Source organism: Marinobacterium rhizophilum, assembly GCF_024397915.1.
In the GTDB taxonomy this organism is placed as follows: Bacteria; Pseudomonadota; Gammaproteobacteria; order Pseudomonadales; family Balneatricaceae; genus Marinobacterium_A; species Marinobacterium_A rhizophilum_A.
Map to the genome: position 1 here is coordinate 2,890,988 of NZ_CP073347.1, position 25,682 is coordinate 2,916,669.

The following is a 25,682-nucleotide window of genomic DNA, read 5'->3' on the forward strand; positions in this document are numbered from 1 at the left end:
TTTGTACCGGCATTGCAACGGCGCAAGACCCGGGAGCAGATCATACTTTCGTAGCATGAAAAACGCTCAGCGCCAGCACTGTGCACCGATTTGCTACGCCTGCGGCGCAAAGACTGTCACCGGGTCTGTGGCTTGCCATTGCGGATATTTGGTCATCACGCTGGCAAACAGGCTTGATGCCAGCCAGTCGTTCAACCATTGCCGCAACGCCCGGTACTCGCTGGCATTGAACCAGGCCGGATCAACCATGGAAAACTGGCGCACAAAGGGAAATATCGCCGCATCCGCCAGGGTGCACCGGTCTGCAACCAGGCCTGTCCCTTGCTGTAACCGGGCTTCCAGGGTACGCAGGAAGGGGTCGGCCATGCTGCGGTACTCCTCGGCACTATGCTGCGGATAACGGTCGGCGTACTTGTAACGGTCCAGCGCCCACTTGAACTCGCCATCGTTGCGACTGATCAGTGCTGCGCTTGCATCGGCCTCTTGCGCCGTGAGCGCCAGCCAGTGTGCCGGATCCCGCTGTTGCAGTGCCCAGTGCATGATGTCGATACTCTCTGCAATCACCTGCCCTGCCCCGGGGTTGCCGCTGTCAGGCGGCAGCTGCAGCACCGGCACCGTGCCCTTGGCCGAGATGGCCAGCATTTCAATCGGTTTGTCACGCAGCACCACTTCGCGCAGCTCACAGCGGATACCGGCACAGGCCAGCGCCAGCCGGGCGCGCATCGCATAGGGACAGCGACGGAAGGAATACAGAACGGGAAGCGACACCTCAGACCCTCGGTCAAAACAGACAGTGGAGGTATTGCACTGCAACAGCACCTCAAGTGCAACCACAGCGATGAGTTGAACCTCGCAAGCCGCGGTAAGCAACTCCATCCATGCCAGCTTCACGCACGCACCTTGAGCTCAGTGCACCGAGGCCGTTGCCGGCATGCGTGCGGGGAGCACTTGCCCCCTTTTCCGCTTGTGTGAAATCCGCCCCCAACCCGGGCAAAAAACCGGAACTCGTCGCGCCGCTTCCAGCCCGCACCTTCGCAAGCGCACCTCAGAACTCCGGACACGCCATCGAGTCCAACAGATTGAGACATCGGAGGAGACGCTCGATGCACAGAACGCTTTCCCGTTGCCACCTGTTGCTGGCACTGACACTCTCAATCCTTGCGCTGTCGTCACGAGCGAACGTCGAGATCGAATTCGTCGACCCAAGGCAGTACACCGATATTGGCGAATACGGTGGCACCTATGCGTCACCCGGTCCGCTGCCGGTCTTTGAGCGGCACCTGCAGCAGCTGGGCCAGCGCTGCCTGAACGCCGGTGACAACCTGCGGATTCGGATCCTGGATATTGATCTGGCCGGGCGCCTGGAGTGGTGGCACAGCTCCGGCTACAGTGTCATCAGAGTGATGCGTGCTGTCACCTGGCCCCGGATGACGCTGGAATACCGGTTGCTCGACAGCAACGGCCGGCTGAAACAGCAGGCCGAAGAAAGCCTGTCGGATATGAACTACCTTCTGCGCAATCGCCTGCGCACCATCAGCCGCGAAAGCTACGGCTACGACAAGACGATGCTCAGTCGCTGGTTCCAGCGTCACTTCTGTACCTGAACGGCGGCCTGAGCACTGCGACAACCGGCCGGGCACGTATCGCACAGGGACAACGGCAGAAGGATTAAAGGGCCAATAAGGGCAGCGGCCACGGAATCATGCCAAAATCGACCTGGCCATAAGTACCAGAAAACCCGGACAGGCGCGTGCCTGTCCGGGTTTGAAGACGCCATAAGGCGCAGAAATGAGCAAGGGTCGGCCGAGCTAGCGCCCCAGCACGGGGACCAGATACTGATCGATGGCACGCGCCACGTCCGGCAGCATCATGTCGCGCTGCTGCCGCAGTTCGTGCACCAGCGCCTTGGCCTGGGGCAGACTGCTCGCGCCCTGGGGCTGGGCAAGCCAGTTAAGCAGCTGGCGGCAGCAATATTCCGCATCCACGTTCTGCGCTACCGGAATACCCAGGCGCACCAGGCGCTCGCGGAAATCGTCCTGATCGATCAGATCGGCATACATCATCTCTGAATCCTCGCTATTAAACGATCAAACAGGCATCCCGGCCTGTCTGATCAGTATGTACCGAAAGCCGGCGCCGCGCACCGGCTTACAGATTAGTAGCTTTCTGCTCGCAGGCCCTTGTACAGGCTCAGGCACATCAGCATCAGCACCAGGGTGAACGGCAGACCGGTTGTAATGGCTGCAGCCTGCAGCGCTGTCAGCGCCTCGGAGCCACCGCCAACCAGCAGCACCGCGGCGATAACGCCGACCAGCGAGGCCCAGAACAGGCGCTGCATCATCGGAGCGTCAGTCTTGCCACCGGACGTGATGCTGTCGATCACCAGGGAACCGGAGTCCGCCGAGGTGATAAAGAACACCAGTACCAGCATCACGGCCACGGAGGACATCAACATGCTCAGCGGCATGTTCTCGAACATCTGGAACATCGCCAGGGACACATCACCGATACCGTTGGCCAGCTCGCCAATACCGGCCTGGGCCTGCTCAACAGCGGTGCCGCCAAAGGCGCCCATCCAGAGTGCGGTTACCAGGGTCGGCACCAGCAGTACGGCGGTGAGGAATTCGCGCACGGTACGACCACGGGATACGCGGGCGATAAACATGCCAACAAACGGCGACCAGGACACCCACCAGGCCCAGTAGAACACGGTCCAGCCATGGAACCAGGTGCCGTCTTCACGACCAACCCAGTTGCTCAGCGGGATGACGTTTTCAACATAGCTGCCCACGATGGTGCCAATGGAACCGAAGATCTGCAGTGTCGGGCCGACCACGATCACCAGCGCGACCAGGCTGGCCGCAATCACCATGTTGATGTTGCTCAGCAGTTTGACACCGCCATCCAGGCCACGGGCAACGGACATCAGCGCCACAGCGGTGACACAGACGATCACCACAATCTGGGTGCTCAGGCTGTTTTCGATGCCGAACAGGTAGTTCAGACCGCCGGATGCCTGCTGCGCTCCCAGGCCCAGGGATGTCGCCAGCCCGAAGATGGTCGCCAGCACCGCCAGAATATCGATCACGTGACCGATCGGCCCCCAGCACCGTTCACCCAGCAGCGGGTAAAAGGCGGAGCGAATGGTCATCGGCAGCCCCTTGTTGTAGCAGAAGAAGGCCAGCGCCAGGGCGACAACACCGTAGATCGCCCAGGGGTGCAATCCCCAGTGATACATGGTGGCGCCCAGCGCCAGGTCCGCACCCTCCGCGGTTCGCGGTGCCACGTTCAGCGGCGTGCCGTACCAGTCGGTGTAATAGGCCACTGGCTCCGCCACGCTCCAGAACATGAGACCAATGCCCATGCCGGCGGCAAACAGCATCGAAAACCAGGACAGCGTGGAAAACTCAGGCTTGGCCTTGGCACCGCCCAGGCGCACCTTGCCTACCGGCAGTACAATCAGCGCCAGGCAGAACAGCACGAAAAGATTGCCGCCGATCATGAACAGCCAGTCGAAGTTTTCGATAGACCAGCCACGTGCGCCGGTCAGCGCCGTCTTGGCTTCGGAAGGAAATAAAAGGGTAGCAACGATAAATAGCAGAATCAGGCCCGCGCTAACGCCAAATACCGGGTTATGGACGTCCATACCCATGATCTGAACGTTATCCTGACCCAGTTCATAGTCCGTATCATATTCATTTTCGGCGACGGTACTGTCGGTTTTTAAACCCGCGTTCATTAAACACTCCTCACCCGTTTCGGGATCGATATTGTTTCGTCGTTATTGTTATATTTCGCGACTGAATCCCTGCGAAATTAATCAAGCCCACAAAGGGGCGAAAATAATCCTCCCGCAGAACTGGCTGGCAATATGGTGACTCCATCTTACAAACAAGCAGCGCCACCAGTGTTCTGATAACGACATCAGCGTTGCCAATCCGACACCATGACGCCATCAGAACCCTGTAAGCGCCATTTATTCCGACCCGCAACAGACCCTTGTCCGACAGGCACGAAAAGTGCTCCCAGGCGTCTGGGCGATGCTAGAAAAATTAAACAGGGAGCGTGGCATTTCCCTCTTGCCGCCCTGTTTGCGCGGGCGACCTGGCGATCGGGCCAGGCGCGATCCAGCCGATCACCCGGCTTCCCCTCAGAACGGCTCGATGCAGACGCAGAAAATGCAGTTGCCGCACGCCCACAGAACACCCATCATATGCAGTACCCGGCGCGAGCCCGGACTGGCCAACAGGGCCTGCCACTGTCGCGAGCGCCGACGCCAACCGACCGGTTCAGTGCAGGGCTGGCGTCGACGGCGCAAAATAGGTACCGTCCGCACCGGGCTGACACCCCCTGAAACAAGGCTCGACAAGGCCGGGCACGTGCTCGTTAGGGGCACTGCCCGCTGCGACACCCGCCCACTGCTGCAGCCCCGGGGGTTACCCCCTTCACTCACCCGCACAGGATCTGATGATGGACGTCTTCGAGTACATCAGGGAAAAAGAAAGATCGATCCGGACCCGGATCAGCAGCCTTGATCTGAAGAATACATCCGACGCTCACCTGCGCCAGCTGTCCTATTTCATCAGTCATTCACTGAACAACACGCTGAACAACTCCTGGGTTTCCAGAATCCACCTGTTCTTCGATCCGGCCAGTGACCGCGAACTGCAGGGCGTCAAAAACGCCAAGGTCGTCGCCTTCTACCAGAGCTGGCAGCCACGCATCGGCCGTGAAGTCTTCGTGGGAGACTGGATGACGATTGACCAGCACCGCATCGACCGTTTCGCCGAGGTGACCGGTGACCGCCAGTGGATACATACCGACCCCGAGCGTGCGCGCAGCGAATCGCCTTTTGGCGGCACTATCGCCCACGGTTTCCTGGTGCTGTCGCTGCTGCCGGAACTGACCGATACCGTCAACCCGGAGAAGCCCCCCTACCCCGAAGCCCGCATGGTGGTGAACTGCGGGCTCGACCAGGTGCGCTTCCCTCACCCGGTCAGGACCGGCAGCCGCATCCGGGCCCGCACAACGCTCGTCTCCCTGACCACATCCAAGCGCAGCATAGAGATGCTGAATCGTATCCAGGTTGAAGTCGAAGGCTCGAGCCGCACCGTCTGCGTCGCCGATACGCTGCTGCGCCTCTATTTCTGAAGAGCCCCAGCGCACAAGCACCACGACAGAACCGCCAGGGATGGCGGAAATCCTGAAAACGCAGGAGCACTTTTCAGGGGACCGCCAGGGATGGTGGAAATCCTGAAAACGCAGGAGCAGTTTTCAGGGGACCGCCAGGGATGGTGGAAATACTATCAATGCAGGAGCAATTGATAGTGAAATACATCCATGTACACCGCTCCTCGGCTTTGGCTCCTGCGCCGCCCTATCTCCTACATCCCTGTAGTCGTGCGCATCCATGCGCCCGCGGTATACCGTACATCCTGTACATAAAAAAAATCCGGGCGGGTGCCCGGATAAAAGCCGTGATGGGTACACAAGATAAAGGTGAATATTGCAAACACCCGAGCCTAACGGGGAACGGAAAAATGTAATAACCAACCTTTCACGATTCCTGCTGAGCAATACACTAACAGTGACAGAGGAATATCAGGGGAATGGTGAGTTCACCCTGAGCCGATATTCACAGCTCTCACCGTGAAGAAAATAATAGAGTTTAAATTAAAGCGGGGTTTGTCTGTATTCGTCGTCGGGCATTCTTGTTACGACAGGCGCCCATAAAATATCGGCGCCTGTCGCAGGGCAATGTCACGCCTGGCCGTTAACGAATAACGCCTTCTTCCAGCAACAGGTCAAAAATAGCCTGCGCCTGTTCCTGTGGCGGCTGATCCTTGATAATGCGCCCGCCCGCTCCCTGGGATTTGGCCGTTGCCGCCTTGAAGCGCTCGGCGGCGGTTTTGGCCTTGACCATCTTGAGACGCTTGGGTCGTTTGCGCGCCGGTGCCTCCTGCCACTGGCTGCGCTCAGTGTCCGGCGATTCAACCCAGGGCATGGCATCGAGCTGCGCCCGCCGGCCTGGTCCGAAAGCACTCTGGCGCGCCGCCGTGGCGGCCATGTCGACGCTGGCCACGAAGGGCAGGCGCACCTGGATGGCCCGGCGCTGTCCGCGCGGCAATGCCTGCAGCACCTGGGCCTCACCGTTTTCAATACTGACGATATCCGCGATACGCGTCACCAGTGGCCAGCCCAGCTTTTCGGCTAGCAGGTAAGGCGCCATGCCGGAGGACTCGCCACTTTCGGCGCGTACCCCGGTCAGCACCACATCGGGGCGATGCTCGGCCAGGTAGTCACCCAGCGCCAGCACCGCATCGGCGTCGGCCGTTTGCTGCAGTACCCGCAGGCTTTTGAGCCCCATGCCAGCGTACTGGCGCAGGGTGTCATCGGCGGCATCACCGGCGTGCAGCACCTGCACCTTTTCGCCAGCCAGGCGCAGGCCCAGCTCGACGGCACGGGCATCCTGTTCGGCGCGGCGCGCGCGACCGGACTTGGGGTGCTGCCCGATGGATACCAGGGCAACGATATTGAGATCAGAAGTCATGTGCGACCCTCCCGCTGCAATCTGTCTGTTCAGGCTGCATTTTCAGCAGCTCCCAGGCGGTATTCCCGTGCCAGTTCGATCAGGTGCTGCAGCACCGACTGGCTGTCGCCAATCACGCTCAGATCTGCACGCTTGACCATGTCACAGCCGGCATCCAGGTTGATGGCCACGACCTTGTCGCACTGGCCAATACCCTGCATGTGCTGAATCGCACCGGAGATACCCACCGCCAGGTACACCCGGGCCGTGACCCAGGTACCCGAGGCGCCTACCTGGCGGGGACGGGGCATGAAGCCATCGTCCACCACCACGCGACTGGCGCCTTCGGTCGCACCCAGCAGTTCGGCCGCCTGATGGAACTGCTCCCAGTTACTGATGCCGTTACCGGCGGCGAGGATAAATTCGGCCTCGGCCAGCGGTATGGCATTGGGGTCCACGGCCACCTGGCCACGATCCTTGATGCGCACCAGGCTGAGCGCCACCGCGTCCAGATCCACCGCCAGGGCTTCATGGCGGGTTTCATCGATGGGTTCGGCACATTCTTCAGCCAGCAACAGCAGGCGCGGCGTCGTACGGGTGAAGTCACTGCGCCCACCGGCGCCGCGGCACAGTGTCTGCTGCGTATCCACCTGCCAGGCCTGGGTCGCCGGGCGCTCGCCCAGGCGTGCCGCCAGACGACAACCCAGCTCGTTGCCACCATTGATGCTGTCGGGGAACAGCCAGTAACGCGGTGCGAAGCTGCGCTCCACCTCCACCAGCGCCGCCAGGCGCTGTTCCGGGCTGTAGCCTTCGTACTCGCTGCCCTCGAGCAACAGCAGGCGATCGACGCCGGCGAGGCCAAAGCCCTCTTCCTTGCACTCACCGAAGGCTACGGCCAGCACCGCGCCCTGGCCCTCGATTTCGCGTACCAGCTTGTGGGCCTGGCCCAGCACATCCTTGTCGTGCGCACCCAGGCGGCCACCGACCAGGTCCAGCACGGTCACCACATAGAAGTCAGGCGCAGACACCTGGTGCAGCGGCAGCTCGACCACCTGGGCGCTCTTGGCCGCACCGCGGCGGCCACCGGCTGCAGCGGCACTGCCGCCCAGGCGATCAATGCGCTTGATGCCGTTGGGACCGATAAAGCCGACACCGTGGGGATTCTTGCGCAACAGGCCAGAGGGCCCGCGCACTTCACCGGCCGGCGCCGTCATGGCGGCATGCAGCGGATGCAGCCGGTTACGGGCAATCCATTCCGCGCGCGGGTCTCTGCGAATCAGGTCACTCATGACAGCACCTCCTCGGCCAGGCTTTCCCGGGTGCCCCTGGGAGCCGCTGCGCCTTCGATCAGCGCATCGGACACGAGTTCAGCGATATCCTTGATCTCGGGCCGCGGCTCAACCACGCCTTCCAGCATGGCAGTACACTGCTGGCAGCCCACGGCGACCAGCTCCGCACCCACGCCGCGGGCATCTTCCATGCGCATGTCGGCTATACGGCGTTCACCCGGAATATCGGTGATGGGCGCGCCGCCGCCACCGCCGCAGCAACGGCTGCGGAAACCGGACCTTTCCATCTCGGCCAGTTCGATCCCCAGCGCCTTGAGCAGATCGCGGGGGGAGTCGTACTCGCCGTTATAGCGGCCCAGGTAGCAGGGATCGTGATAGGTCACGGTACCGCCCTTGAACGTATCCAGCTGCAGACGCCCCTGCTGCACCAGCTCGTTGATAAAGGTGGTGTGGTGCAGTACTTCGTAATTCCCGCCGAAATCGCCGTACTCGTTCTTGAGTACGTGGAACGCGTGGGGATCGGTGGTGACAATACGCTTGAAGCGGTACTTGTTCAGCACCTCGATATTGCGTTTGGCCAGGCTCTGGAAGGTGGCATCGTCACCCAGGCGACGGGCCACATCACCGCTGTCGCGTTCTTCATCGCCCAGCACGGCAAAGTCCACACCGGCGGCTTTCAGCACCTTGACGAAGGCCCGCAGGATACGCTGGCTGCGCATGTCAAAGGCACCATCGGACACCCAGAACAGCACATCGGCCTGCTTGACCTCGGACATCACCTTCAGGTTCTGATCCGCCGCCCAGTTCATGCGCCCGCCGGGATCAAAGCCGTTGGGGTTGTCGGTGGCGATCAGGTTGTCCAGCACCTCGGCACCCTTGTTGGGGGTATTGCCCTTTTCCATGGTCAGGAAGCGGCGCATGTCGACGATGGCATCGACGTGCTCGATCATCATCGGGCATTCTTCAACACAGGCACGGCAGGTGGTGCAGGACCAGAGGGTATCGGAGTTGACCAGGCCTTCGGTGATGGTCTGGCCGGGGCCGCCCACCGCCTTGCCCAGCTCGATACCGGGGTAGGGGCTGCCGGCAAACTTGGCATCCGTACCGCCGGCCAGGCCCACAACCATGTCCTGAATCAGCTTTTTGGGGTTCAGTGGCTGACCGGCGGCATAGGCCGGGCACACGGCTTCGCACTTGCCGCACTGCACGCAGGCATCAAAGCCCAGCAGCTGGTTCCACTTGAAGTCCGTGGGTTTTTCCACGCCCAGCACCCGGGCCTGCAGGTCCACCGGTTTCAGGCCGGTGGAACGGCCACCGTTGAAACGCTCCGGACGGCGGTGGAATGCCAGGTGCAGGGCGCCGGCGAAGGCGTGCTTCATCGGCCCGCCCCAGGTCATGCCGAACACCAGTTCGCTCAGGCCCCAGGCCACGCCGATCAGCAGAATCAGCGCCAGTACCCAGCCGCCGAAGGCGTCGGGCAGGATGCCCGCCGCTGGCAGCGTGAGGATAAAGAAGCTGACCGAGAACATCAGCAGGCTCTTGGGCAGGCGCATCCAGGGCCCCTTGGACAGGCGCGCTGGCGGGTTCAGGCGGCGGCGGAAGACAAAGACCGCGCCGGTAAACATCAGCACCGAGGATGCCAGCAGCGCCCAGGCCAGCCAGCGGCTTTCAAGGCCGAACAGGTGCACCAGGATGATCAGCAGCATGGACAGCACAAAGCCGCCCGCCGTGGCCACGTGGGTGTTTGACATGTATTTGTCGCGCTCGACCACATGGTGCAGATCCACCAGGTAGCGACGCGGCATGGCCATCAGGCCCGCGATAAGATTGACCGAATCGGGCTGGCCGGCACGCCACAGGCTGGCGCGCTTGAGGGCACCGGCCAGGGCCAGCACCAGTGCCGCCGAAATCAGAACAGGGAGTAACCAGTCGAGGATCATGCGTCACCCTCACCAAAACAGGGAGCGACAGGCCAGGCCTGTCGCAGGATTAGGGGCTTTAAAATCACCTGGCCGGGCGCGATGCCCGGCCGCAGGGCCTTAAAGGTCTTTGCACAGACGCAGGGCGTCGTAGATGGCGGCGTGGACGTTGCGCTGCGATACGCAATCCCCCAGACGCCACAGGATCATGCCGTCACCGGATTCGGACAGCACCGGCTGCGCCTGGCCGGCGAACAGGGTCTCGTTGTCGATCTGACCCTTGTTGCGCGACTCGCCCTTGAGCTCATAGTAGAGCTCTTCGTTCGGGCGGGTGCCGTTCTCGATCACCACCTGGTCCACCACGCGCTCTTCCTGGGCGCCGGTGTACTCGTTTTCCAGTACCGCCACCAGCTTGTCGCCTTCGCGGTAGACCTTCTCCAGCAGCATGTCGGAGGTCATGATGACTTCCTTCTCGTACAGACTGCGGTAGTAGGTCGGGAAGGTGGTACCACCGATACCCACGCCCGGCTTGATATCATCGGTCACCAGCTCGACCAGCGAGCCCTTGGAGCTCAGGTAATCGGCCGCCGACATGCCGGAGAACTCGCAGATGGTGTCGTAGATCAGCACGTTCTTGCCGGGCTCCACGGTGCCATTGAGAATATCCCAGCTCGATACCGACAGGCCTTCGGCCGCGCCCCAGTGCGGGTTCTGCTCCATGAACGGACGACCGCCGGTGGCCAGAATCACCACATCGCCTTTCAGGTCCCGGATCATGTCGGCATTGGCTGCGGTGCCCAGACGCACGTCCACACCCAGGCGATCCAGTTCCATCGCCAGCCAGCGCGTGATGCCGGCCATCTGGTCACGCTGCGGCGCCTTGGCAGCAATGCTGACCTGGCCGCCCAGTTCTTCCGAACGCTCGATCAGGGTCACGGCATGGCCACGCTCGGCCGCCACGCGGGCCGCTTCCAGGCCACCGGGACCACCACCAACCACAACCACCTTGCGCTTGGTGCCGGTGGTTTTCTCGATGATGTGCGGCATGCCGGTGTATTCGCGTGAAGTCGCGGCGTTCTGGATGCACAGCACGTCCAGGCCCATGTACTGGCGGTCGATGCAGTAGTTGGCACCGACGCACTGGCGGATCTGATCCACCTGGTTGGCCTTGATCTTGGCAATGATGTGCGGGTCGGCGATGTGCGCCCGGGTCATGCCGACGAAGTCGACGTAGCCGGCTTCCAGGATGCGCTTGGCCTGGTTCGGGTCCTTGATGTTCTGGGCATGAATGACCGGAACCTTGACCACTTCCTTGATGCCCGCCGCCAGGTGCAGGAAGGGCTCCGGCGGGTAGCTCATGTTGGGGATAACGTTGGCCAGGGTGTTGTGGGTATCACAGCCGGAACCGATAACGCCGAAGTAATCCACCATGCCGGTCGCATCGTAGTAGGCGGCAATCTGCTTCATGTCTTCGTGGTTCAGGCCATCGGGATGGAACTCGTCACCGGTGATACGCATGCCCACAGCGAAGTCCGCACCCACGGCTTCGCGCACGGCTTTCAATACTTCCAGGCCGAAACGCATGCGCTTTTCAAAGGTGCCGCCCCAGTCGTCGGTGCGCTTGTTGACGCGCGGCGACCAGAACTGGTCGATCATGTGCTGGTGTACGGCGGACAGTTCCACGCCGTCCAGGCCACCTTCCTTGGCACGTACGGCGGCCTTGGCGAAGTCGCCGATGACACGCCAGATTTCTTCCTCTTCCATTGTCTTGCAGGTGGCGCGGTGCACCGGCTCACGGATGCCGGAGGGCGACATCAGGTTAACCCAGTTTTCACCGTCCCAGCGCGAACGGCGCCCCATGTGGGTGATCTGGATCATGATCTTGCCGCCGTGCTTGTGCACGGCATCGGCCAGGTTCTGGAAGTGCGGGATGATGCGATCGGTCGACAGGTTGACCGAGCTCCACCAGCTTTGCGGGCTATCGATGGAGACGACGCTGGAACCGCCGCAGATGCAAAGACCACAGCCACCCTTGGCTTTTTCTTCGTAATACTTCACGTAGCGATCGGTGGTCATACCGCCATCGGTGGCATAAACCTCGGCGTGGGCGGTACTGACCACACGGTTGCGAATGGTCAGCTGATTGATCTTCAGCGGCTGGAACAGCACATCGTACTGGGACATGGCGACACCCCGTCACTCTTATGGATGTCCGCAGCCAGAAGCTGCGGCATTATCTTTGAATCTGGCTCACAGCAGCGCTGTGACAATGGAACCGGCGCCGAACACCGGCTTTTTGCTGTCTTAAAGCGGGCTCACTTCGAAGATGCCGTAGTCACAGCCCTCTTCTGCCGCACACTGGGTCTGAACCGCAACCGTGCGTACCGGATAGCCCAGGCTCTGCGCGATCTGATCCATGGCGCCGGCAAACCAGCCGGTAAACATGTAATCGACCTTGCGGTTCACCTTGCCGTACTGGTAAACGAAGGCGGAGTTTTCCAGGCGTACGCGGGCAGTGCCCTTTTCCAGGTCCAGCTCTTCGGTGATAAAAAAGCCCCAGCCGCGCTGAGACAGGCGTTTCATGTAATGTTCGAACACTGCAGCGCCAGACAGACCGTGGGCCTCGGCTTCCTTTTCGCACCAGTAATAGGCGGACTTGTAGCCGGCCTTGTAGAGGATGTCGGCGTAGCGCTCGGCCCCGATTTCCTCTTCAATACCCATGTGGTTATTGACGAAAAAGTGGCGCGGCACGTACAGCATTGGCAGCGCGTCTGTTACCCAAACGCCGGTTTCATCATCAACCTGGATCGGCATTTCCGGTGCATGTACACCCATCTTTTAGATCTCCAACTGAATTCTTTATCACGTAGAGTGGAACCCGCGACGCGGTTCCACCGAAAATTTGAACTGAGCTGTAAGCTGTAAGCTGTAAGCTTCAAGCTGACGGCTGCTTTTCACTTACAGCTTTCTTATTCGCCCCAGACATCACCCAGGACGCGCACCCAGTTTTCACCCATGATCTTGCGCACGGAAGCTTCATCGAAGCCGCGACGCAGCAGGGTTTCGGTCAGGTTGCCGAACTCGCCCACGGTGCGGATGCCAGCGGGGTTGATGATCTTGCCAAAGCGAGTCAGACGACGGGCATAGCCCTTGTCGTGTGTCAGCATTTCAAAGAATGCCTGGTCATGACCCTGGGTGAAGTCGGTGCCGATGCCGACCTGGTCGATACCGGCAATGTTCACGACGTACTCGATGGCTTCGGCGTAATCGTCGATGGTGGAATCGATACCGTTCTTGAGGAAGGGCGCGAACATGGTCACACCGATAAAGCCGCCGTGATCGGCGATGAACTTCAGCTCTTCATCGGACTTGTTGCGCGGGTGGTCCTTCAGGCCCGACGGCAGGCAGTGGGAGTAGCACACCGGCTTCTTGGATTCCAGGATCACTTCTTCGGAGGTCTTGCTGCCGACATGGGACAGGTCGCACATGACGCCAACGCGGTTCATTTCGGCGACGATTTCGCGCCCGAAGCCGGACAGGCCACCGTCACGCTCGTAGCAGCCGGTACCAACCAGGTTCTGGGTGTTGTAGCACATCTGCACAATGCCAACGCCGAGCTTCTTGAACACTTCAACGTAGCCGATCTTGTCTTCGTAGGCGTGGGCGTTCTGGAAGCCGTAGATAATACCGGTCTTGCCTTCTTCCTTGGCGCGCAGGATATCGCGGGTGCTGTGAACCGGACGCAGCAGGTCACTGTTTTCGGTGATCAGCTGGTTCATCTCGACGATATTGTTGACCGTATTCTGGAAGCCTTCCCAGATGGACACGGTGCAGTTGGCCGCCGTGAGGCCGCCCTTCTTCATGTCCTCGAACAGTTCACGGTTCCACTTGGCGATAATCAGACCGTCGATTACGATCGAATCCTTGTGCAGTTCTGCTGCGTTCATCGGTTCCCCCAAAATTCAGATGCCCGCAGGCCGCGCCGCAGGAGTTCGTTGTGCCAGCCGTTGCGGGCACCACGCAATGGCGGCGACAACGGATAGCAGCAATGGAGCCAGTCTAGCCCTTCGCCGCTTGACCATAGGCATTGAAAACGACACGCCTGTTGCTAAACACGCCAAACCCGCCTGGCAGCGCAAAGCCCCCGTATTAGCGCGCTTTGCAGCACTCAACAGTACCGTGAACGGCATTCAGGATGCGCCCGGAACTGTTCCGAAAACGTCATGGCTGAGGTGGAAGGGGAAAGGTGAAAGGTGAAAGGTGAAAGGTGAAAGGTGAAAGGTGAAAGGTGAAATCAGCATGCAGGGCTCAGGCCCGAGCTAGCCAGGCAAATAAGGCCTGGTAGCTCAGCCCCCGGACAGCAAAACCCCGGCACAGGGCCGGGGTCGGGTGTAACACCTGTGGATAAAAGTTCAATGGCCAAAATCGCCGGGCATGGCAGCAGCGCGCTTGCGCTTGCACCTTGCCCCCTTTACCTTGCCCCTTGCCCCTTGCCCCTTTTTACCTTGAACCTTATTGCAGCGTCACAGAACCGTAGCTGGGTTCGGACTGGGCTTCGGTCAGGGCGGTCAGGGCGGTGGATGACACCACATCACCCAGACCACCGAACACCGTGCCCAGGGTGCGGGACATCGGATCCATCAGTACCTCGGCGCTGCGGGCCACACGCATGCCCATGCGTTCTTCACGCGGCGGTATGCCGATATGCTCGCGGTAGCACTTGCTGAAATGCGGCGTGGAGACAAAGCCGCAGGCCGAAGCCACCTCGATAATCGACATCGATGTCTGCTTGAGCAGCTGGCGGGCCTTGGTCAGGCGCAGCTTGAGGTAGTAGCGCGAGGGCGAACACTGCAGGTATTTCTGGAACAGCCGCTCCAGCTGGCGCCGCGACAGGCCGACATAGCTGGCCAGCTGATCCAGCTCGATGGCCTCCTCCAGGTTGGCCTCCATCAGGGACACCACTTCCACCAGCTTGGGCTGGGTAGTGCCCAGCACATGGCGTAGCGGAATGCGCTGATGATCGGTTTCGTTACGGATGCGGTCGCAAATAAACATTTCCGAGATGGCGGCCGACAGCTGGTAGCCATGCTCCTGCTTGATCATGTTGAGCATCATGTCCAGCGGCACGGTGCCACCACTGCCAGTGAGGCGATCACGGTCAACGGAAAACAGCCGGTTGGTGCAGTTCACCTTGGGGAAGGCCTCCTGCAGCGAGGCGATGCACTCCCAGTGGGCACTGCACTCATAGCCATTCATCAACCCGGCTTCCGCCAGCGCATAGGCACCGGTGCAGATACCGCCGAGCTTGCGACCCTTGCGCCCCATGGACTGCAGCCAGGACAGCTCGCGCTTGCTGTAGCTGCGGGTAATATTGACGCCACCGGCCACGACGATGGTGTCCAGGTCAAACGGATCGGTCATGGCACCGTCCGGGGTAATCTGAATGCCGTCACTGGCACGCACCGGCCCACCGTCTTCGGTCAGGGTGTACCAGTTGTACAGCTCCTTGCCACTGAGCTGATTGGCCATGCGCAGCGGCTCGATCGCGGATGCCAGCGAAATCATCGTAAAGTTTTTCAGCAGCAGGAAACCGATATTGCGGCTTTTAGGTTCGGCGACGGTGCGGGCACCCGGGATAGAATCGTTCATCATTGGCTCCTTCAGCAGCACGCTCGGAAACGTCGGCTACCGAATCACGGCTAGCAATTGCTATGCCTGTTTTTCTTATAATCACCGCCGCAGGGCAAAGAACGCCGGGGGAGGCATTGCCGTGCAGGTTGTGCATGTTTTATGACCGCGCACCGGGCTCGGAATTGCGCAGCGTACAGTCGACGGGGCTCAGGCGCCGACCGGCTCCCGCGGCGGAACCGCAGAAGCGCTGACTTTAGTCGTTTTTCAGGCAATGGGAAGCCATCAAACTCATCTATACTGCAAATCATTCTTGCTACTGAGCAAGACAAACAAAAACCTGTTATTTTTTAGCAGTTTGAATGAGAATCGGCGCCCGCAAAAAAACGCTGACAGCCGAGCAGTTTCAGCCGATTTCCGTCGACAACGCACCGCAATAGAGCAAAGGCAGACCTCCATGCACCACTGGGAAAGTATCGAAGCCTTTATAGAGGTGGCTCGCCTGGGAAGCCTGTCGGCCGCAGCCACCAAACTGCGCGTCTCCAGCTCCCATATCAGCCGCCTGCTGAGCCACCTGGAGCAGCGTCTCAATACCCAGTTACTGGTACGCACCACCCGGCGGGTCACCCTGACAGAATCGGGCCAGTGGTTTTTCGAGCAGAGCCAGACCCTGGCCGACGGATTCAGCGAAGCCGAGCAACAGATCACCAGCTTCAGCAACGAACCCCACGGCCTGCTGCGTGTCAGCTGCGGCTCCACCTTTGGCGAGCGCTACATCGGCCCCATGCTGACCGGCTTCATGCAACAGCAACCGCGCCTGAGCCTGGACCTGAATCTCACCAACCGCTCAGTGGACCTGGTGAACGAGGGTTATGACCTGGCCATTCGCCTGGGGGCACTGAAGGATTCCAACCTGGTGGCCCGCCGCCTCAGCGGGCGCCGCGAATACGTCGTCGCCACGGCGGATTACCTGGCATCCAGGGGCACGCCACAGAGCCTGGCGGAACTGGCACAGCACAACTGCCTGCGTGGCTCGACCACGAACTGGAGTTTCTGTGTCGATGGACAGCGCAAGGAAATCCGCGCCAAGGGAAACTGGCACGCCAACTCCGGCGTACTCTTGCTGCAGGCCGCACTGCAGGGCCTGGGGCTCGCCTGCCTGCCCGACTACATTGTGGAACCACACCTGAACAGCGGCGCCCTGGTCAGCGTACTGGATGCCTTCCAGTGCCAGGACACCGCCGTCTGGGCGGTGTACCCACGCAGCCGGCACCTATCACCCAAGGTCCGCCATTGTATCGACTATCTCGTTGAATCCTTCGAGAACCCGGACTGGCGCAAAAGCTGCCAGCTATAAGCTATAAGCTATAAGCTATAAGCTATAAGCTATAAGCTATAAGCTGTCAGCTTACGGCTTACGGCTGACAGCAAATCTTGCCCCTTTCCCCTTTTACCTTGCCCTTGCTCCTTGCCCTTGCTCCTTGCCCTTGCCCCTTGCTCCTGCTTACCGACTCAACACTCGATAGCGTTCACGGCCAGGCCGCCGCGGGACGTTTCCTTGTACTTGTCCTGCATGTCACGACCGGTTTCCAGCATGGTGCGGATCACCTTGTCCAGCGAGATGAAGTGCTCGCCATCGCCGCGCAGGGCCATCTGGGTGGCATTGATCGCCTTCATCGCCGCAATGGCGTTGCGTTCGATACAGGGCACCTGCACCAGGCCGCCCACAGGGTCGCAGGTCAGACCCAGGTTGTGCTCCAGGCCGATCTCGGCGGCATTTTCCACCTGCTCCGGCGTGCCGCCCATGACTTCGGTCAGACCGGCAGCCGCCATGGCGCAGGCAGAGCCCACTTCACCCTGGCAGCCCACTTCGGCGCCGGAGATAGACGCGTTCTTCTTGCACAGGGTACCGACGGCGGCGGCAGCCAGCAGGAAATCCACCACGTCCTCTTCGGTGGCCTGGTCCTTGAAGCGCATGTAGTACATCAGCACCGCCGGAATAATGCCCGCCGCGCCATTGGTGGGCGCCGTCACCATGCGCCCGCCGGCGGCATTTTCCTCGTTCACCGCCAGCGCATAGAGGTTGACCCAGTCCATGGCGCTCAGGGTCGAACTGATCACGTTCGGCGCCGCGGCTTCTTTCAGCGAACGATGCAGACCGTGGGCACGGCGACGCACCTTGAGCCCACCTGGCAGAATGCCTTCCTGATCCAGCCCCTTGGCGACACAGTCCTGCATGGCCTGCCAGATCTGCTGCAGTCCGGCGCGGGTCTCTGCTTCCGGGCGCCAGACCTTTTCGTTTTCCATCATCAGCTCGCTGATGCGCAGACCATGGGTCTTGCACAGGCGCAGCAGTTCAACGGCGTTGTTGAACTCGTAGGGCAGGCTGACCTGGTGCACCAGGGGCGCACCGGCCTGGGCTTCCTTCTCGTCGATCACGAAACCGCCGCCCACCGAGTAGTAGGTGTTGCTGAACAGCAGTTCGTCGCCGGCATAGGCGCTCAGGCGCATGGCGTTGGGGTGGTAGGGCAGACACTCTTCGAGCAACTGCATGTCGCGCGCCCAGTCAAAGGCCACCGCGCGCTTGCCCATCAGCAACAGCTCGCCGCTGGCTTTCAGCGCCTCGACGGCGGGATCGATGATATCGGGATCGATCGTGGCCGGACGCTGACCCATCAGCCCCAGGATAACTGCCTTGTCCGTGCCATGACCGATGCCCGTGGCGCTGAGCGAACCGAACAGTTCAACCTTCAGGCCGGATACGTCGGGAATCAGCGCCATGCCTTCGAGATGGGCGGCAAACTCGGCCGCCGCGCTCATGGGCCCAACCGTATGGGAGCTAGAAGGACCGACTCCAATCTTGAACAAATCAAATACGCTGATACCCATGATGCCTCCGGCAAAGCTGTCGTTATTGTTGAGGTGAAGCAGGGTCTGGTACGCATCAGGCCCGCAGCCGTGGTACGACACGCCAGGCGATACTGACAGCCCTGTTCACAATGCACGGATTATCAGCCCTTCGGCCTGCGCCCGCTTGTCAGGCTGCGACATCTATCTAGCTTCCAACACGCAGCCCAACACACTATTGCGCCGGCATGTCTCAATTAGGCATGCCGGCGACTCATACAGACACCTGGCCGCACGCGTGAAGCACTAGGGTAGTACAGTGGATTCAGGCAGCCGTTGCCGGCGACCGCAACGCTGTGCAGCACGCCCGTCCACACCCGCTATAGACATAAAAATCAGAAGGAGTGTTGTCAATGAGCAGCGCAAACCGCGGTGTCGTTTATAAAGGCGCCGGCAAAGTCGCCGTCGAATCCATCGCCTATCCCGAACTTGCCATTGGCAACCGCAAGTGCGACCACGGCGTTATCCTCAAGGTCGTAACCACCAACATCTGCGGTAGCGACCAGCACATGGTGCGCGGACGCACCACCGCCGAAGAAGGCCTGGTGCTGGGCCACGAAATCACCGGCATCGTGGTTGAATGCGGCCGCGACGTCGAATTCATCCAGCAGGGCGACCTGGTTTCCGTGCCCTTCAACATTGCCTGTGGCCGCTGCCGCAGCTGCAAGGAAGGCAAGACCGGCATCTGCCTGAATGTAAACCCGGCTCGCCCCGGCGCCGCCTACGGCTACGTCGACATGGGTGGCTGGGTCGGTGGCCAGGCCGAATACGTCATGGTGCCCTATGCCGACTTCAACCTGCTGAAATTCCCGGATGCGGACCAGGCGATGGAGAAAATCCGTGACCTGACGCTGCTGTCCGACATCTTCCCCACCGGCTTCCACGGCTGCGTGACCGCGGGCGTTGGCCCGGGTTCCACCGTGTACATCGCTGGCGCCGGCCCCGTCGGTCTGGCAGCGGCGGTATCCGCTCACCTGCTGGGTGCCGCCTGCGTCATCGTTGGCGACATGGTGGAAGATCGCCTGGCCCAGGCGCGCAGCTTTGGCTGCGAAACCATCGACCTGACCCAGGAAGGCGACATGGCCGACAAGATCGAAGCCATCCTCGGCGAGCGTGAAGTCGATGCCTTCGTTGACTGCGTCGGTTTCGAAGCCCACGCCTGTGGCTGCAACCACGGCAAGGAAGCACCTGCGACTGTACTGAACTCCGCCATGAGCTTGACCCGCGCCGGCGGCCAGATCGGCATCCCGGGCCTGTACGTCACCGAAGATCCCGGTGCCGTGGATGATGCCGCCAAGCAGGGCGCCCTGAGCATGCGCTTTGGTCTGGGCTGGGCCAAGTCCCACAGTTTCCACACCGGCCAGTGCCCGGTGATGAAGTACCACCGCCCGCTGATGCAGGCCATCCTGTTTAACAAGGTGAAGATTGCCGACGCGGTTAACGTGGAAGTGATCAGCCTGGACCAGGCGCCCAACGGCTACGCCGAGTTCGACGGCGGTGCGGCCAAGAAGTACGTTATCGATCCGCACGGCACCGTGGCGGCCTGAGCTGCCAGGTGAAAGGCGAAAGGGAAAGGCGCAGGTGAAGGACTGATTCGTGAACAGCCCGAGGGCGGAACAGGATGGGCCAAGCTGCCCTGTGCCGCCTGAATCATCAGCCTTTGCCAAAACACAAAAAAGCCCCGCCAGGTTCAACCCGGCGGGGCTTTTTGCGTTTGCGGGAACTGGCTAGATTTCGTCCCGGCCCAGGGCGCGCAGGGCGGCATTGACCTTGTCCTTGCCGCCGATGCTGTCGTAGTAACTGGGCCAAACGTCCTGGGTCGCTTTTTCGATCCAGGCCTTTTCACCATCGGCCGGTTCCGATATTTGCATGCCCTTGGCAAGCAGGCCCTGCTTGATGCGGTCTTCGGACTCAACCAGGAAGCCCGCGCTGAACTCGGTCGCCGCCTTGCCGGCTTCCAGAATGGCCTGCTGCGTGGCGTCATCCTGATCCTGGAATACCGACTCGCTGACAATCAGCGGCTCGATGGAGAACAGGTAACGCAGGTTGGTGATGTATTGCTGCACCTCGTGAAAATTCATCGAGTGAATCGTCATGTAGGGATTGTCCTGGCCGTCGACCACCTTCTGCTGCAGCGCGGCGAAGGTTTCCGACCAGGCCATGGGCGTCGGGTTAATGCCCCAGGCCTTGTAGGTGTCGATCATGATGGCATTTTTCGGTACCCGCACCAGCAACCCTTTCAGGTCGTCGAGGGTCTCAACCGGCTTCTTCGAGTTGCTTAGCACCCGAAAGCCTGAGTAGGTCCAGCCAACGATGCGTACACCGGCATCGCGCACGGTATTGTCTATCAGCTCCTGGCCGATGGGGCCCTGAGTCAGCTCGACAGCCTCGTCCAGGCTCTGCATCATGTAGGGCAACGTCAGAATACCGACCGAGGGCGAGAACGGCGTAATGTTGTTGATCGCCAGCAGGGAAAAATCCAGGGTACCCAGCGCCGCATCGTTCACCGTATCCTGCTCGCTGCCCAACTGACCATTCAGGAACAGGCGCACGCTGTGCTTGCCCTGGGTGCGTTCTTTCAGTTCCTGGGCGAAGTGCAAGCCCAGCGCTTCCTGCGGGCTGCCGCTGCTGTCACCCACCGCAATCTTGAACTCCTTGGCATTCGCCTGGGTTACGGCCAGGCTCAGGTACAGAACGCCGGCGGCCAGGGATATCATGCGGGATACTGTCGTCTCAACTTTCATCGTTTTTCCTGTTACTGATTTCGTTTAACAGCCGCTCGTACTGGCCTGTGGCGTGAAAAAAACGGCATGACCTCCCGATGCGAGGCCATGCCGTGGAGCCAAAACGTTGTTCGGATATTCACGCTAGAGTCCAGATGAGCCACTGACTGCCCCTTGTCCCTTGTCCCTTGCCCCTTGCCCCTTGCCCCTTGCTCACATGTTCGGATATGCCGGGCCGCCGCCCCCTTCCGGAACCACCCAGGTGATATTCTGTGACGGATCCTTGATGTCACAGGTTTTGCAGTGCACGCAGTTCTGCGCATTGATCTGAAAGCGTGGGCCACTGGGCTCATCCACAACTTCGTAGACGCCGGCCGGGCAAAAACGCTGCGCCGGTTCCGCCCAGGTGGGCAGGTTCGTTCCGATCGGGATGCCGGCATCCGCCAGCTGCAGGTGGCTCGGCTGATCCTCTTCGTGGTTGGTGCTGGACAGGAACACCGACGACAGCTTGTCAAAGCTCAGCTTGCCATCGGGCTTGGGATACTCGATCCGCGGGCACTGCGCCGCCGGTTTCAGCTGGGCGTAGTCGGCACGGGTGTCGTGCAGCGTGACCGGCATCCTGCCACCAAACAGGTTCTGGTCGATGACATTGAAGGCCCCGCCCAGAAAGGTGCCGAACTTGTGCATCGCCGGGCCAAAGTTGCGGCTGCGGAACAGGTCATCGTAGAGCCAGGAGGCCTGGAACTTCTCGGTGAAAGACGCCAGTTCCTGGCCGCCTTCATCGCCCGCCGCGATAGCCTCGAACACCGTTTCGGCCGCCAGCATGCCAGACTTCATCGCCGTGTGGGTGCCCTTGATCTTGGAGAAGTTCAGGGTACCGGCATCACAGCCGAGCAGCAGGGCACCGGGCATGGTCATTTTGGGCAGAGAGTTGAAGCCCCCCTTGGCGATGGCGCGGGCGCCGTAGGACACCCGTTTGCCACCCTCGAGGTACTGCGCAAACAGCGGGTGCTGCTTCATGCGCTGGAACTCGTCGAACGGGCTCAGCCAGGGGTTTGAGTAGTTCAGGTCGATGATCAACCCCACCACCACCTGGTTGTTTTCAGCGTGGTAGAGGAAGAAACCGCCGTTGGTATCGGCGTGATCCTTGCCGCACAGCGGCCAGCCCGCGCCATGCACCACCAGACCCGGCTGGTGTTTGGCGGGGTCGATATCCCACAACTCCTTGATGCCAATGCCGTAATGCTGCGGATCGGCGTCCTTGTCCAGTGCAAACTGTTCGATCAGCTGCTTGCCCAGGTGGCCGCGGCAGCCTTCGGTGAAGAGGGTGTACTTGGAGTGCAGTTCCATGCCCGCCATGTAGCTGTCCTTGGGCTGGCCATCGCGGCCGACCCCCATGTCGCCGGTGGCGATGCCTTTCACACTGCCGGCGAGTGGACCGTCCTCATGATAGAGCACTTCACTGGCGGCAAAGCCCGGGAAGATTTCCACTCCCAGCGCCTCGGCCTGCTCACCCAGCCAGCGGCACAGGTTACCCAGGCTCGCCACGTAGTTGCCGTGGTTGTGCATGGTCTTGGGCGCCAGTGCATTGGGGATGCGGCGCGCACCCTGCGCATCCTTGAGCAGGTAGATCTGGTCCTCGGTCACCGCGGTTTTCAGCGGCGCACCCTGCGCCGCCCAGTCGGGGAACAGCTCGTTCAGTGCCCGTGGCTCGATCACGGCACCGGACAGGATATGGGCACCGACTTCGGCCCCCTTCTCCACCACGCAGACGGTGATGTCCTGCCCGGCGTCTTTCGCCTGCTGCATCAGTCGGCAGGCGGCCGACAGGCCGGCGGGACCGGCGCCGACGATAACAACGTCGAACTCCATGGATTCGCGTTCGGCAGTACGTGCGCTCTCACTCACGGTAATGATCTCCCCTTCTAACCTTTATTGTGCGGTGCGCGCCTGTGCGGCACTGAGCGTGTTGCGCAACAGGCAGGCCACGGTCATCGGACCGATGCCCCCCGGTACCGGTGTGACCGCTCCCGCCACGCTGGACGCCGCCACAAAGTCGACATCCCCCGTGAGGCGGGACTTGCCCTCGGCCATCTCGATGCGGTTGATGCCCACATCCAGCACGATTGCGCCGGGCTTGATGTAGCTGGCATCCACCATCTCCGGCCGGCCCACCGCCACCACCAGGATGTCGGCGCTGCGACATTCCGCCGCCAGGTTTTGGCTGCGGGAGTGCACCGTGGTCACGGTGCAATGGGCGTTCAGCAGCAGCTGCCCCATCGGCTTGCCGACGATATTGGAGCGCCCCACCACCACGGCCTTCTTGCCGGACAGGTCCCCCAGGCGGTCCTGCAGCAACAGCAGGCAGCCCAGCGGTGTGCAGGGCACCAGCGCCGGCTGGCCGGTACTGAGGCGCCCGACATTGATCGGGTGAAAACCGTCCACGTCCTTGGCCGGATCGATGGCCTCGATCACGGCGGTTTCCTCGATCTGTGCCGGCAGCGGCAGCTGCACCAGGATGCCGTCCACCTGATCATCGCTGTTAAGCGTGCTGATCAGCTGCAGCAGCTCGGCCTGGGAGGTGCTGTCCGGCAGCAGGTGCGGAAAGGAGGCGATGCCGGCCTCGGCGGCCTGGCGCATCTTGGTTTTCACATACACCTGGCTGGCCGGATCATCGCCGACCAGTACCACGGCGAGGCCCGGCTGGCGCCCGGCCTGGGTCTGGAAGCGGGCGGCCCCCTGTGCCACCTCGGCACGCAGGGCTTCGGCAAAAGCCTTGCCGTCAATGCGCGCCGCATAGTCGCGGTGTCGCCGTTGATCTTCAGCAGCTTCATTCATCTGGCTGTACCCCTTTGATCAGAAAACGACGGTGCGAAGGCCGTTCTGGAAGACACGGTGACGCACGTGGTATTTAACCGCACGGGCCAGGGTCTGGGCTTCGGTATCGCGCCCCACCTGGGTCAGGTGCTGCGGATCCTGGGCATGGTCAACCCGCTCCACCATCTGCTCGATGATCGGACCTTCGTCCAGGTCACCGGTGACGTAATGGGCGGTGGCACCGATCAGTTTCACGCCGCGCTCGTACGCCTGGTAGTAGGGCTTGGCACCCTTGAAGCCTGGCAGGAAGGAGTGGTGGATGTTGATGCAACGCCCGGCCAGCTGCTGGCACAGGGTGTCGGACAGCACCTGCATGTAGCGCGCCAGTACCACCAGTTCGGTGCCGGTCTGCTCGACGATCTCGAGCAGCTTGGCTTCCTGCTCCGGCTTGGTTTCCTTGGTCACCGGCAGGTGGATGTAATCCAGCCCTTCGCGCTCGGCCAGGTAGCGCAGGTCTTCGTGGTTGGAGACGATGGCGGATATCTCGATGTTGAGCTCGCCGGTGGCGCGGCGGTACAGCAGGTCACGCAGGCAGTGGTCGTACTTGGACACCATGATCAGCACCCGGGCCGGCTGGTTGGCGTCGTGGATTTCCCACTCCATGTCAAAGCGCAGCGCCGTGACTTCAAACGCGGCCTTGAGCTGCTCGACACTCGGCTGCTGGTTGCCTTCAAACACGAACTCGATGGTGGAGAAAAAGCGGCCGGATTCCAGATCGTCGAACTGGTGAAACTCCTTGATAAAGCAGCCACGATCGGCCAGGAAGTTACCCACCGCAGCAACGATGCCGACCTTGCCGGGGCAAGAGACTTTTAGAATGTATGCAGGTTTGTTCTTCATCTCGGTTCCTATGCGTTTAAAGGTAATCAGAGTCTCAGAGCGCGGCGTCGAGCGCGGGCATGATATCGAACAGGTCACCAACGATGCCGTAGTCGGCCACCTGGAAGATGGGCGCGTCCGGATCCTTGTTGATCGCCACGATCATCTTGGAATCCTTCATGCCGGCCAGGTGCTGGATGGCACCGGAAATACCCACGGCGATATACAGATCCGGCGCCACTACCTTGCCGGTCTGGCCGACCTGGTAGTCGTTGGGCACAAAGCCCGCGTCCACCGCGGCGCGGGACGCACCCACCGCCGCGCCGAGCTTGGCGGCGACCGTATCCAGCAGGGCAAAGTTCTCGCCGTTGCCCATGCCGCGGCCACCGGAGATAACGATGCGCGCCGTGGTCAGTTCAGGCCCTGCGGACTTGGCTTCGGTGCGGCTGACAAAACGGGCCTGGGCCTGGGCGGCAGGCGCGTCGATGGCCAGGCATTCGGCGCTGCCGCCGGTGGCCGCCACGGCCTCGAACTTGGTGCTGCGCACGGTGATGACCTTGATGGCGTCGTGGCTGCGCACGGTGGCCAGGGCATTGCCGGCGTAGATCGGGCGCTCGAAGGTGTTGGCATCGATCACCGCACTGATATCGGAGATCTGCGGTACATCCAGCAGCGCGGCGACGCGGGGCAGCAGGTTCTTGGCAAAGGTCGAGTTCGAGGCCAGCACATGGCTGTAGCCTTCGGCGCAGCGCTGCACCAGCGGTGCCATGTCTTCAGCCAGGGGCTGGGCGAACAGTTCACAGTCGGCGCTCAGCACCCGGTGCACACCAGGGATGGCAGCAGCGGCCTGGGTCACTGCCGCGCAGTTGCCCCCCAGAACCAGGATGTCGATGTCGCCACCGATCTGCGCTGCAGCGCCCAGGGTGTTAAAGGTCGACGAAGCGATGCTGTTGTTGTCGTGATCTGCGATGACAAGAATGGTCATGGTACG

Annotated in this window: 20 protein-coding genes; 4 read left to right on the forward strand and 16 right to left on the reverse strand. The window is 61.3% G+C overall.

The genetic code is table 11. From position 1 onward, the window contains the following. Positions 1-93: 93 nt before the first annotated feature. Positions 94-768: a glutathione S-transferase gene (locus KDW95_RS13005; RefSeq protein ID WP_255852244.1), complete on the reverse strand. Its 675-nt coding sequence runs from the start codon at positions 766-768 to the stop codon at positions 94-96. A gap of 335 nt (positions 769-1,103) precedes the next feature. On the opposite strand from KDW95_RS13005, the gene KDW95_RS13010 reads away from it, so the two are divergent. Then, positions 1,104-1,604: a DUF3016 domain-containing protein gene (locus tag KDW95_RS13010; protein ID WP_255852245.1), complete on the forward strand. Its 501-nt coding sequence runs from the start codon at positions 1,104-1,106 to the stop codon at positions 1,602-1,604. A gap of 204 nt (positions 1,605-1,808) precedes the next feature. Here the strand turns inward: KDW95_RS13010 and KDW95_RS13015 are convergent, their stop codons facing one another. Both KDW95_RS13015 and KDW95_RS13020 read right to left on the reverse strand, forming a co-directional pair. Beyond that, positions 1,809-2,063, reverse strand: a complete 255-nt coding sequence (locus tag KDW95_RS13015) for a hypothetical protein (protein ID WP_255852246.1) — start codon at positions 2,061-2,063, stop codon at positions 1,809-1,811. Positions 2,064-2,155: 92 nt separating this feature from the next. Then, positions 2,156-3,739 (reverse strand): BCCT family transporter, encoded by a 1,584-nt coding sequence (locus KDW95_RS13020; RefSeq protein WP_255852247.1) that lies wholly within the window; start codon positions 3,737-3,739, stop codon positions 2,156-2,158. Between the two features lie 731 nt (positions 3,740-4,470). On the opposite strand from KDW95_RS13020, the gene KDW95_RS13025 reads away from it, so the two are divergent. Next, positions 4,471-5,151, forward strand: a complete 681-nt coding sequence (locus KDW95_RS13025) for a MaoC family dehydratase (RefSeq protein ID WP_255852248.1) — start codon at positions 4,471-4,473, stop codon at positions 5,149-5,151. Positions 5,152-5,773: 622 nt separating this feature from the next. On the opposite strand, the gene etfB is transcribed toward KDW95_RS13025, so the two are convergent. From etfB to KDW95_RS13060, 7 genes are all read right to left on the reverse strand, one after another. Then, positions 5,774-6,550 carry an electron transfer flavoprotein subunit beta gene (etfB, locus tag KDW95_RS13030; RefSeq protein WP_255852249.1) on the reverse strand — a complete coding sequence of 259 codons (777 nt, stop codon included), beginning with the start codon at positions 6,548-6,550 and terminating at the stop codon, positions 5,774-5,776. A gap of 29 nt (positions 6,551-6,579) precedes the next feature. Beyond that, a complete protein-coding gene (gene etfA, locus KDW95_RS13035) occupies positions 6,580-7,818 on the reverse strand; it encodes an electron transfer flavoprotein subunit alpha (protein ID WP_255852250.1) in 1,239 nt (412 codons plus the stop codon). After that, positions 7,815-9,755, reverse strand: a complete 1,941-nt coding sequence (locus KDW95_RS13040) for a (Fe-S)-binding protein (protein ID WP_255856514.1) — start codon at positions 9,753-9,755, stop codon at positions 7,815-7,817. Before KDW95_RS13040 ends, etfA begins: the two co-directional genes overlap by 4 nt. Positions 9,756-9,857: 102 nt before the next feature. Then, entirely contained in the window at positions 9,858-11,921 is a 2,064-nt protein-coding gene (dgcA, locus tag KDW95_RS13045; protein WP_255852251.1) for a dimethylglycine demethylation protein DgcA, read from the reverse strand. A 120-nt stretch (positions 11,922-12,041) separates the two neighbouring features. Beyond that, complete coding sequence (locus KDW95_RS13050) at positions 12,042-12,572, reverse strand: 4-vinyl reductase (protein WP_255852253.1); 531 nt, start codon at positions 12,570-12,572, stop codon at positions 12,042-12,044. Between the two features lie 134 nt (positions 12,573-12,706). Beyond that, a complete protein-coding gene (locus KDW95_RS13055; protein WP_255852254.1) occupies positions 12,707-13,684 on the reverse strand; it encodes a dipeptidase in 978 nt (325 codons plus the stop codon). Between the two features lie 565 nt (positions 13,685-14,249). Then, on the reverse strand, positions 14,250-15,386 hold the full coding sequence (locus tag KDW95_RS13060; protein WP_255852255.1) for a GlxA family transcriptional regulator: 1,137 nt from the start codon (positions 15,384-15,386) through the stop codon (positions 14,250-14,252). A 436-nt stretch (positions 15,387-15,822) separates the two neighbouring features. On the opposite strand from KDW95_RS13060, the gene KDW95_RS13065 reads away from it, so the two are divergent. Beyond that, positions 15,823-16,722 (forward strand): LysR family transcriptional regulator, encoded by a 900-nt coding sequence (locus KDW95_RS13065; RefSeq protein ID WP_255852257.1) that lies wholly within the window; start codon positions 15,823-15,825, stop codon positions 16,720-16,722. Between the two features lie 155 nt (positions 16,723-16,877). Here the strand turns inward: KDW95_RS13065 and KDW95_RS13070 are convergent, their stop codons facing one another. After that, positions 16,878-18,254: an L-serine ammonia-lyase gene (locus KDW95_RS13070; RefSeq protein ID WP_255852258.1), complete on the reverse strand. Its 1,377-nt coding sequence runs from the start codon at positions 18,252-18,254 to the stop codon at positions 16,878-16,880. A 371-nt stretch (positions 18,255-18,625) separates the two neighbouring features. Between KDW95_RS13070 and fdhA the strand changes: the two genes are divergently transcribed. Then, on the forward strand, positions 18,626-19,819 hold the full coding sequence (fdhA, locus tag KDW95_RS13075; protein WP_255852259.1) for a formaldehyde dehydrogenase, glutathione-independent: 1,194 nt from the start codon (positions 18,626-18,628) through the stop codon (positions 19,817-19,819). A 180-nt stretch (positions 19,820-19,999) separates the two neighbouring features. On the opposite strand, the gene KDW95_RS13080 is transcribed toward fdhA, so the two are convergent. The 5 genes from KDW95_RS13080 to KDW95_RS13100 all read right to left on the reverse strand — a co-directional run bounded on the left by KDW95_RS13080 (position 20,000) and on the right by KDW95_RS13100 (position 25,676). After that, positions 20,000-21,016, reverse strand: coding sequence for a TRAP transporter substrate-binding protein (locus KDW95_RS13080; protein ID WP_255852260.1), 1,017 nt, complete (start codon positions 21,014-21,016; stop codon positions 20,000-20,002). A 192-nt stretch (positions 21,017-21,208) separates the two neighbouring features. Beyond that, entirely contained in the window at positions 21,209-22,867 is a 1,659-nt protein-coding gene (locus tag KDW95_RS13085) for an electron transfer flavoprotein-ubiquinone oxidoreductase (RefSeq protein WP_255856515.1), read from the reverse strand. A gap of 60 nt (positions 22,868-22,927) precedes the next feature. Then, positions 22,928-23,833, reverse strand: a complete 906-nt coding sequence (gene folD, locus KDW95_RS13090) for a bifunctional methylenetetrahydrofolate dehydrogenase/methenyltetrahydrofolate cyclohydrolase FolD (RefSeq protein WP_255852261.1) — start codon at positions 23,831-23,833, stop codon at positions 22,928-22,930. Positions 23,834-23,851: 18 nt separating this feature from the next. Further along, positions 23,852-24,712 (reverse strand): formyltetrahydrofolate deformylase, encoded by an 861-nt coding sequence (gene purU, locus KDW95_RS13095; protein WP_255852262.1) that lies wholly within the window; start codon positions 24,710-24,712, stop codon positions 23,852-23,854. 34 nt (positions 24,713-24,746) lie between these two features. Continuing rightward, positions 24,747-25,676, reverse strand: a complete 930-nt coding sequence (locus KDW95_RS13100) for an electron transfer flavoprotein subunit alpha/FixB family protein (protein WP_255852263.1) — start codon at positions 25,674-25,676, stop codon at positions 24,747-24,749. Positions 25,677-25,682: the final 6 nt, after the last annotated feature.